Genomic DNA, 3,597 nt, shown 5'->3' on the forward strand with positions numbered 1-3,597 from the left:
CGCGTCGCGCGCCGTTCCGTCCGGTCGCGCGAGCGCGACCGGACGCTCCGGCACCCCGCTCGCAACGGCGAGGTGCGCGTCTTCGGCGCGGCGGGGCAGCTTCCGCGCCGCCTTCGGTGGCGCGGAGCGCGGCGGCGTCGGCAGCGCCGCGAGCGCTACGCTCGCGGCGCGATTCGGCGCGGCGCGGGATGCGGCGGCGTCGCCGCCGCGTCCCGCGCTGCCGTCTGCGCCCTCGACGAGATACGCCAGCACCCACTCGCTATGCCCGCGCGCAAGCGGCGAAGCGAAGCATACGAGCAGCGCAACGATTACCGCATGAGCGGCAATCGAGGCCGCCAACGACGCGACGTGACCGCGCGATCGGCGCGGGAGCGGCGAGATCGAGTCGTACACAAGATGCGATTTGCTTTCGTCGTCCAACGTCGCTTCGGCCTGGACTTCGCGGATCGAAATGGAAGTGGCCAGGAGCGACGGACCGCAGCGCGGAAAAATGCCGGCGGATCTGCGATGCGCGTCCTGAAGCCTCCCTCTCCCGCGAAGGTTTTTGCGGCTCCATCGATTCGCCCGGTCGCCTGACTCGATGAGCGTCGTAACGCTCAACTCACAGTTGCGGGGCAGCGCCGGCCTCTCACCGGCTTCCCCGAGCGAATCTCAAAGCACATTACGCGCCTGCCGCGCGATGTCAATCTCGGGTCGGCCTCTCCTCACCGAACGGACGAGCCAGAAAGTCGGATCCGGGATTCCTCGCCGCAGCGGCTCTGAATGACACAAATAAGTGAGGGGCAGGAGTTGTAGTTGGGGCCGCGCGCACGGGATGGGTATACAATGCGGCTACTCGACCTTAGCGGCATCGCGAAGTGAAGATTGCGAGAACAGTTCTATTGATTTGCGCGCTGCTTGGGTCACTTGCATTGCCGATATTCTTTTTGGCTATCAGGCACTTTCATTTGGAGTCGGAGGCTGCGGAATGGCTGGTTTCGCTGTGGCCGCGCTCTCAAGGAGAGGTAGCAGTTGAGGATCGGCGAGCGCTGGCCGACATGTTGATCAGTTACGGGGAGCTGGCGGGAGCAAGCATGCTCACGTACACCGTCATTGGATGGTGCGCGTTTATTTTCTGGCGAATTGTCAGACGCGCCGGCGCGCGAGATTTTTCGCTGCGCTCAGGATGACGGAGAAAGAGAGCGAGCTACGCTCTGGTCCTAACCTCTTCTTGTTGGGGGAGAGGTTAGGAATCCCGAATTCCTTAGACGTACAGGGCCGCGAGCTTTTTCAGCGTTCCTTCTGAACTTTCGAACGTCAGATCTCCGAGGCCCGCGACGAATCGCCCTGCGCCTGCTTCCGTGAACTCCTTCAGACCGTCCTGGACCTTTGCGCGATCGCCGCGGATTCCGCCCATGATCGTGATATCCAGGTCGGCGAAGTTTCTGCCGACTGCCGTGCATTCGCGCTTGAGTTCGTCAACGCGGGTCTTCAATTGCGCCGGGTTCAACGCGATCGGGCACCATCCGTCGGCCCATTTCGCGACGCGCTTGAGGGCGTTTTTGTCGAGGCTGCCGATCAGCACCGGCGGTCCCGACTTCTGCGCAGGCTTGGGCAGTGACTTAACCGCCGGAAACTTTACGTACTTGCCGTCGAACGACGATTGGTCCTCGGTCCACAGCTGGCGCATCGCAGCGACAATCTCGGCGGTCTCGGTCCATCGATGGGGGAAATCGACGCCGAACAAATCGCTCTCCTCGCGGAGCCATCCCGCGCCGATTCCGAACAGCACGCGGGCGCCCGAGTAAGCATCCAAGGTTGCGAACTGCTTGGCGAGGGCAAGCGGTTCATGCTCGGGAACGAGGCAGATACCGGTGGCGAGTTTCAGATTCTTGGTGACGGCAGCCGCCATGCTTAGGGTGATCATCTGATCGGCCATCGTGAAATAGGCGGGCGGTATCGGACCTCCGGTGGGAAACTGCTGTTGGGGGTTTGCGGGCATCGCAGGATGTTCGGGCACCCAGATGGATTCGAAGCCGAGCGATTCGGCGACGCGCGCAAATTCCGCAGGATGAGCATTCTTGCCGGTGAAGGGAGTGAGCAATCCGATTTTCATTTTATTTTCTCCTGGTCGCTTTACCCTTCTAACAAATTCTTTCCTGAATAACCTCTCCCGCCGGGAGAGGACGCGCCAACGGCGCGGGTGAGGGCGCTGGCATTGCGCTCGATGCGAGCGCCCTCACCCGGCGCTCGCAGACTCACGCCGACCTCTCCCGAAGGGAGAGGTAAAATCGCTACCAGCCGAAGAAATCTTTTGCGTGGACGAATTTTGCGACGCCTGCGGCTTCGCCTGCCAGGCGGTCGACTTCCTGGTCGCCGACCATCGTGGACGTTGTCAAATCGACGCCATACATGTCGGCGAGTTCGGTGATCATTCCGCCCTTTGGCTTGCGGCATTCGCAGTTGTTGTCGTCGGTATGCGGGCAGATTTGCCATCCGGTCAGGATGTCGCCGAGCTGATTGTCGAGTTCCGCAAGCGCGGACTCGACGGCTTCATGCTTGAGGCGGCCGCGCGTGATTCCCGCCTGGTTGGTGACGACGAACATCAGATGGTTATGCAGCGGGCGGAGCTTTTCGGCCACGCCGGGCAGCAGTTCGATCACGATGTTGCCGTTGGCGTCGAGCGGAATCTCGCGCGACTCGTTCAACTTAACGAGCGTGCCGCCGAGATCGAAGAACAGCGCCGCGTTGCCATTCTGATTGGCCATGAAAAAAGATTTCGCTTACGCGTGACGCCAGTCAACGTGGTCGCGAACGTGTGCGAAGACTTCGTCGAGGATTTCGACGCCCGCTTCGGCCTGCGCTTCGGTGATCACGAGCGACGGGTTGATGCGAATCTTGGGAAAGTAGGCCATGGTGACGAGCCCGCGCTTGAGGCATTCGGCGAAGATCAGCTCGGTGACTTTTTTGCCGAGCAGTTCCTTGGTTTCGAGATCGCGCACGAGCTCGACCCCGATAAGCAGTCCCTTGCCGCGGACGTCGCCGATGAATTCGTATTTTTCCTTGAGCTGCACGAGCCGCGACAGGATCATCGCGCCGACCTTGCGCGAGTTCTCGACCAGATGCTCTCGCTGAATCGTGCCGATCGTTTCGGACACGGCCACCGCCGCCAACGGATTTCCGCCGTAGCTCGACGACGACGCGCTCGGCTTGCCGAACGGCGCCGCCTTGCCCAGCTCGTCGCTCAGCAGGACGCCCGACACCGGAAAGCCCGAGCCCATGCCCTTGCCGACGGTGACGATGTCGGGGCGGGTGCCGCTATGTTCGACGCCCCACCATTTGCCGGTGCGTCCGAAGCCGGTGATCATTTCGTCGGCAATCAGCAGCGCGCCGAAATCTTTCGCGACCGACTTTACCGCGGGCAGCCAGTCGTCGGGAGGGATCACGTTGCCGGCCGTGCCCTGCATCGGCTCGGCGACGATCGCGGCGAGCGAGCCGCTGGTACTCATTTTGATTTGCTGTCGCGCGAAATCGACGCAGTAGAGTCCACAGTCGGGATACTTCAACTTGAACGGGCATCGGTAGCAGTCGGCGTACGGGACAGTGTACTGGCCACCC

The 3,597-nt window shown here is 62.0% G+C and carries 3 protein-coding genes, 1 pseudogene and 1 riboswitch; all 4 genes and pseudogenes read right to left on the bottom strand.

Annotated elements, in window-relative coordinates:
- A pseudogene (locus VIW95_RS12325) lies at positions 1 to 420 on the bottom strand (hypothetical protein); the annotation flags it as partial.
- 146 nt (positions 421 to 566) lie between these two features.
- Positions 567 to 641: riboswitch (cobalamin riboswitch) on the bottom strand.
- A gap of 602 nt (positions 642 to 1,243) precedes the next feature.
- Positions 1,244 to 2,095 (bottom strand): LLM class F420-dependent oxidoreductase, encoded by an 852-nt coding sequence (locus tag VIW95_RS12330; protein ID WP_331586883.1) that lies wholly within the window; start codon positions 2,093 to 2,095, stop codon positions 1,244 to 1,246.
- A 178-nt stretch (positions 2,096 to 2,273) separates the two neighbouring features.
- Positions 2,274 to 2,747 carry an HAD-IIIA family hydrolase gene (locus VIW95_RS12335; RefSeq protein WP_331586885.1) on the bottom strand — a complete coding sequence of 158 codons (474 nt, stop codon included), beginning with the start codon at positions 2,745 to 2,747 and terminating at the stop codon, positions 2,274 to 2,276.
- 15 nt (positions 2,748 to 2,762) lie between these two features.
- The coding region (locus VIW95_RS12340) for an aspartate aminotransferase family protein (RefSeq protein WP_331586887.1) at positions 2,763 to 3,597 on the bottom strand (835 nt) is incomplete at its 5' end.

The sequence above is a fragment of the Binatus sp. (SeqCode) genome (assembly GCF_036522015.1).
Taxonomy (GTDB): domain Bacteria; phylum Desulfobacterota; class Binatia; order Binatales; family Binataceae; genus Binatus.